This is a genomic window from Arthrobacter sp. CMU6 (assembly GCF_059090205.1).
Genome location: NZ_JBNHFL010000009.1, coordinates 157,676 through 163,712, shown reverse-complemented (window position 1 = coordinate 163,712; position 6,037 = coordinate 157,676). Strand labels below are relative to the sequence as shown.

Here is a 6,037-nt window from a genome sequence, read left to right as displayed (position 1 = left end):
CGGCGGCCTTGGTCTGCTGGGTGCCGGCCTGGCTGGCCAGGTCCGACTTCGCCTGGTGGAGCAGGTCACGGGCGCTGTTCTTCGCCTCGTAGGCGACGTTCTTCGCCTCGGTCTTGGCGGTCGCCGCGACATTCTGTGCGGCACCTTTGGCCTCGCCGGCAACGTTCGCGGCCTCATCCTTCGCCACGTCCTTCTTCGAGGCCGGCGTTCCTCCGGGCGCTTCCGTGGTGGCTCCAACGGTGCCGTACGGCTCAGTCGGGTACGGATCCGGTACCTGCCGGAATTGGTTCTCTGTCATCGTTGCTCTCTTTCATGGAAGGTCAGACGGCGCTCAGGAACCAGCGGTCCGACAAAACAGTAAGCATGGTTACTAACCCGATAGTAAGCACACTTGCTATTCGCCGCGCAAGACGACGACGCCACCAATCGCGCCGGACGGGAAATTAATAAGCATGCTTGCCAATGAAACGGTAAGCATGCTTATGGTGGTGTGGTGCAATGTCCGGCAGGGAGGCATTGAGATCCAGAACCCAAGATCCAAGGAGACATCATGCTCACCAAGGAACACATCGACGATCTGCTTCAGCGCAACGGAAACGTTCTTTCCTCCGACGGGGACAAGATCGGCTCGGTCGGTCAGGTGTACGCCGATGACGCTGACGGCCAGCCCACATGGGTCACAGTCAAGACAGGCCTGTTCGGTAGCTCGCAGTCTTTCGTTCCGCTCCAGGGCGCCCGCTTGGAAGGGGACGACATTGTGGTCCCTTACAGCAAGGACCAGGTCAAGGACGCGCCGCGCGTGGACACTGACGGCCACCTGGATCCTTCCGAGGAAGACCGTCTCTATGACCACTACGGCATCGGCGGCGGAACCCAGGCCTACACCGACACGGCCACGACCGGCCGGGACACGGACTATGCCTTGACCGGGACCGCCAGCGGGTTCGCTGCCGCGGACGACCGTGTAACGGACGATGCCCGCGGAACCGTCGGACGCGACACCTCAGGCCCGACCACGGACGACGCCATGACCCGCTCGGAGGAGCGCCTGAACGTCGGCACCGAAAGGCAGGCCACCGGCAGGGCCAGGCTGCGTAAGTACGTCGTCACCGAGAACGTGACCAGGACCGTTCCTGTGCGGCGCGAAGAAGTCCGGATCGAACGTGAGCCCATCACCGACGCCAATGTCGGTGCCGCCCTGTCCGGACCGGATATCAGCGAGGAGGAGCACGAGGTCACCCTCCACGAAGAGCGCCCCGTCGTCGAGAAGGAAACCATTCCGGTGGAACGCGTCCGCCTCGATAAGGACACCGTGACCGACCAGGTCACCGTGGACGAGGAAGTCCGCAAGGAGCGCATCGAAACCGACGGGATCGACGAGACCCGCCGGTAATCACACCCGTTTCCGAGCGGTAAGTCAGGGCTGGGGCAATGCCCTGGCCCTGACTCGCTTTCGCGCTCCCTGCTCTACGCCCCTGACCACGAACGGCCTCACTAGTGACACGCGATATTGAACCGTACCTGCAGGGCACCTACCGCTTGCTCATGAGGGCAGCCCGCCTGATCCAGCGCCGTCAGGACGAAGCGCTGGCGCCGCTGAGGTTGACCCGTGCCGCTGTCATCGCCCTCGAAGAACTCGCTCCCCGTCCGCTGAACCAGGAGCAGCTCGCAGCAAAGGTACACGTCCAAAGCCAAACCCTGGGCAGGGTGCTCGCCCGGTTGGAAACAGGCGGGTTCATCACCAGGACCCGAAACCCGGGAGACCGACGCCAACTCCACGTGCAGCTCACACCCGCCGGCAAGACGGCACTGGAAGCCGCCCGTCAGGCGGAAATTGAGGCCTTCCCGCCATCAATGGACGCCGAAGACTGGCACATCCTCCAGGAGCAGCTGGACAGGTTCGTCACCGCGCTGCAGATCCCACCACGGCCAACCCCCTCTCCGGCCGTCCTGCACGACCTTGGACCGGCATCAGGCCGAGGGCACCACCGAGCAGTTCCAGCGCGCGGAGACAGCCCAATGTTGACCCGCCGCCCCCGCTCCGGACCTCCAGAGGACGACCAATCAGTCATCCACATTCGGTAGCGGTTGGCAACGGGAAACAAAAAGAGCACAAGCAGCGCCGGCAGGCAACTGCAGTAAGTGCATCAGCCAGGCTCAACCCACGCACGGTTTCTTGGAGTCAGTGGCCGACCGCGGTTGTGCCGAACATCAGCGTTCTCCTGCTGACATCGTAGAAAACCGTACCCGCCGTGGCGAGCAGATCCTGGAGGTTGTCAGCATCGTCTGCATCAAGAGTCAGCACCTCCTCCCAGGCTCCTTCGTCCAGGACAAGCTGCAAGGTCCACGTGCCGGGAGCACCGGCTTCTCCTGCCACCCAGCTGAACTGGTAGTGGCTGAGCTGGCGGACCTTGATGCTGTCGTCAGTTATCGGCTGCTTGGGAGTGGGGCTCATGACCTGTCCTTGCCGGCTGCGTTTAGCACAGCCTGATCGGGGATGCATACCGATCAGCACCAAACCCAGCCATGCGCCAATCGGACCATCAATCTAACGGCGCTTCTCAATCGTGGCAATGCCCAAGGCCGTCTGCACCGAAGATGAAAGACCTGAACGGCGCGCCGCCAATCTTGTGTGAGGACAAGCGGACCCAAAGGCCGCTGACCCAGCGGGACATCGTCAGCCGCAGCCTGGCCGCGGGAGTCCCGCATCGCGGGGGAGTGGCCCGGCGCAGCACGTCCGAGCTGTGAGGGGACGATGGCAGAGAAGAACCCCGCGGCACGAGTCAGTTGCGCGGGGTTCTTCTCGGTGGTCCGAACACTTCCGCGTATTGGGGGCACCGCGCAAGTGCTGAACCAAACGTATAGTCAGTAGCCTTACCTTCGCAAATCGGGGCCGTACACACCCGGAACGGGATGGGCTGTGGCCACGAGGGCGACCGCAGGAATCGAGAAGATGCACGGTGATTGCTGTTGCGTCAGCGGCTGGGTGAGCAGCGGAGGACGTCACGCCAGTTTGGCTTGGCGAAGGTACTGGTACACCGTTTCCCTGCTGATGCCGTAATCGCTGGCGAGGACAGATTTCGCGACGCCGCACGCTGAACGAGCTCGGCCGCCCGTTCTGGCGTGAGGGTCTTTGCCGCCCGTGGTAGGCGCCGCGCTGCTTGGCCAGAGCAATGCCTTCCCGCTGCCGTTCCCTTATCAGGGAGCGTTCGAACTCAGCGAAGGCTCCCATGACAGAGAACATGAGGTTGGCCATGGGGGAGTCCTCCCCTGTGAAGAGCAGTTGTTCCTTGACGAACTCCACGCGCACGCCCTTACGGGTGAGAGTCTGGACCACTTCACGCAGGTCATCGAGGTTGCCCTTGAGCTGGCGTTTCACGTTCTGGTCCACCGTGCTGACATGAACGTCGGGTGAACGATGCCGCCGGCGCGTATGCCGACGGCGATGCTAAGTTGCACTGTTCAGGCGTCGATCTCCTGTTGGACTCTGCGGGCGAACCCGCGCAGCTTCCGCTGGTCCTGGGTGCTGAAATCACGCGGCTTCTGGTCGATCACGTCGAGGGCTCCGATGTTCCAGCCAAGGCGTCCGTGCAAGGGGAATCCAGCGTAGAAGCGGATGTGGGGCTCTCCCAGAACAAAGGGATTGGCGGAGAACCTGCCATCCGCTCGTGCGTCCGGAACAACCAAAAGGGCATTGGTTCTGACCGTCTCATTGCAGAAGGCCACATCCCTGGGCACGTCGTGCGCCGCGGCTCCCACGATCGACTTGGTGAACTGCCTGTTATCGGCGATCAGGGAAACCGCTGCGATGCTGACACTAAAGAACTCGCGAACGTCACGGACTATCCGGTCAAATCGTTGCTCAGGGCTGCTGTCCAGCAGCCCGGTCTCCAGCAGCGCTGACAGGCGTTCGGCCTCGGCGCGCTCTGGGGGAAGAAAGAAGCGCCCTGCGGCCCCCAGGTCCGCTGCAGGATGACCAGGAAGTCCTGGCGTGACCGGCGTAGCCGAATCCCATGAAGAGGGAACGAGCGCTGGCCCACCGGCAGCTTCTGACACATCGTTGACGGCGCATGCAAGGAGGTCCTGATCCATGGCCGGCAGGCTCAGCGCGCCGTTCAGGTACGCATCGATCTCCACCTCGGAACAGTTTCCGCCCTGCCCAAAGTACGCCGGCCAGAGGTCCGCGGCCCGTAGATCGAGGCGGGTCAGGGCGGCGAGAATTTGATTCCGCTGTGTCCAGTCTTCCACGGGGGTAACTCCGATCGGAGGCTAAGCTCCGGCATAGACTTCAAAACCAATTTCATCAGCTTACTTACTACTTCTACGTTACCGCGTCTTGACAGGAAGGGCGAGTGCCTCAGCCTGCGACGGCGGGGACGCTGCCGGCGCGGGCGTGCCGGTCCTCAGTGTTGATCATGGATGGTTCCCCACGCTCCATGCCCGGGCGCTGGATGGGAGGAATGCAGGCACTGGGGCCCCCGGCAACTTGTTGTCTAGCCGGGGTGGTGCTTCTAGATTTGGGGGATGATGGAGCACGGCCAGCACGGAGACTTCGACCGGCTGCACGATATGATCGCCGGGTCCGAGGACCTGAAAGGAGTCTTGGACGGCGTGGCAGGGTTCGCCGCACGCGCGCTGAGCAGGTCCACGGGGGAGCGAATCGAGTGCTCGGTGACCCTTCGCCGACGCAGGCGCAGTGCCACCATTGCCGGCAGCAGCGACGATGCCGTGCTGTTGGACAGGATTGAACAGACATTGGGGGAAGGACCTTGCGTGGAGGCGCTCAAAGTGGGGCACCCCGTCGTCTTGAGCGACGCCTCCTCCGACCCCTGCTGGCCCCGCTACAGCGAGAGTCTTCTCCAGGCGGGGTGCCGCAGCGCGTTGGGGGTCCCGCTCACGCTGGGCGATCAGGCCGCCGCAGTCCTGAACTTCTTTGCTCCTGTCACTGGAGCGTTCACCCGCGATGCCATCGCTGACGCGGAAGCGTTTGCTGACATGGCCAGCCGCATCCTGCGTTTGGCTATCCGGATCGCGGGCGCGGACCAACTCGCCGAAGACCTCAGAACGGCAATGCAAAGCAGAACCGTCATTGTTGTGGCCTGCGGAATGATCATGGCTCAGAACCGGTGCAGCCAGGCCGAAGCTTTCGACATCCTCAAGAGGGCCTCCAGCGTGCGTAACCAGAAACTTCACGCCGTCGCAGAAGAAATCGTCACCAAATTCTCCGGAAACAGCACAACGGCAGCCCACTTCGAGAGTTAGACGGCATTCGGGACGACTTCATAGTCCTGCTACCCAGGCCTGCCTCGCCGGAGGCTGCATCACATCCCCCCGGAAAGAGCTGCATCCATGAATAACGTCAGGCTCCCCGCGCGCAACTTGTCGATTGACGTCCCTGGAGCAATAACCTGATCGCGCGGCAAGCATGACTCTGGGAGCAGGGACATGTTTCCCGCGTGGCTATCCATTTGTCGACACCTTAGACGCTAGTGCGACCAACTGGGCTTGGGCGCCGACCTTGGTGGTTCAGCAGCCCCCAGCCAAGCTGGTGCGGATGGTTCGCCTACGCGCCCCTGGCTGATAAGACCTTCATATCCGACCAGCCCGTTCTGATGGACACCGGCGCTCGGGCTGGATACTTGCTTATTGCTGCTGGCCTGCTGACACCGGCGTTCTGGTTGGGTTACCGCCTGGGTGTCCTTCGCCAGGGCTGGTCCGAGAACAACCGCTGAACTGTCGCTTCGTGGCTGTGAACTTCCGGCAGCCGACCGTTCTTTGGACCTTTCGGTTAACTCCGGATTCGTGAGCTCGATGTCGCCGGTCGGCGGGGGTCCGGATTCGGGCGAGGACAGTAGATGGTCCACTCGATCAAAAGTCGGTTTTGATCATAGCGGTACACCGGTTTGCTTCTGGAATTCCTTAACGGCCTTGCCGTGTAATTCGGGTGGCATTGGTGTCAGTATTATCTGACGCAATCGGCGGTGCGGGCCGGGGTGCTTGCTATCGGCAGCCAGTGAGTCCTTGTGTATTTGGTGAA

The 6,037-nt window shown here is 62.4% G+C and carries 5 protein-coding genes and 2 pseudogenes; 3 read left to right on the top strand and 4 right to left on the bottom strand.

The window, feature by feature from the left end; genetic code table 11:
* Nucleotides 1–298, bottom strand: a pseudogene (locus tag AC5RWD_RS08795) (hypothetical protein); the annotation flags it as partial.
* A gap of 252 nt (nt 299–550) precedes the next feature.
* Between AC5RWD_RS08795 and AC5RWD_RS08790 the strand changes: the two are divergent.
* Nucleotides 551–1,393: a DUF2382 domain-containing protein gene (locus AC5RWD_RS08790; protein ID WP_494019646.1), complete on the top strand. Its 843-nt coding sequence runs from the start codon at nt 551–553 to the stop codon at nt 1,391–1,393.
* A 104-nt stretch (nt 1,394–1,497) separates the two neighbouring features.
* Nucleotides 1,498–2,085: a MarR family winged helix-turn-helix transcriptional regulator gene (locus AC5RWD_RS08785; RefSeq protein WP_494019645.1), complete on the top strand. Its 588-nt coding sequence runs from the start codon at nt 1,498–1,500 to the stop codon at nt 2,083–2,085.
* 97 nt (nt 2,086–2,182) lie between these two features.
* Here the strand turns inward: AC5RWD_RS08785 and AC5RWD_RS08780 are convergent, their stop codons facing one another.
* The 3 genes and pseudogenes from AC5RWD_RS08780 to AC5RWD_RS08770 form a co-directional block, all read right to left on the bottom strand.
* Complete coding sequence (locus AC5RWD_RS08780; protein WP_494019644.1) at nt 2,183–2,455, bottom strand: hypothetical protein; 273 nt, start codon at nt 2,453–2,455, stop codon at nt 2,183–2,185.
* A gap of 548 nt (nt 2,456–3,003) precedes the next feature.
* Nucleotides 3,004–3,391: pseudogene (locus tag AC5RWD_RS08775) on the bottom strand (recombinase family protein).
* Nucleotides 3,392–3,462: 71 nt separating this feature from the next.
* On the bottom strand, nt 3,463–4,137 hold the full coding sequence (locus tag AC5RWD_RS08770; RefSeq protein WP_494019643.1) for a GAF domain-containing protein: 675 nt from the start codon (nt 4,135–4,137) through the stop codon (nt 3,463–3,465).
* Nucleotides 4,138–4,524: 387 nt separating this feature from the next.
* Between AC5RWD_RS08770 and AC5RWD_RS08765 the strand changes: the two genes are divergently transcribed.
* Nucleotides 4,525–5,262: an ANTAR domain-containing protein gene (locus AC5RWD_RS08765; protein ID WP_494019642.1), complete on the top strand. Its 738-nt coding sequence runs from the start codon at nt 4,525–4,527 to the stop codon at nt 5,260–5,262.
* Nucleotides 5,263–6,037: the final 775 nt, after the last annotated feature.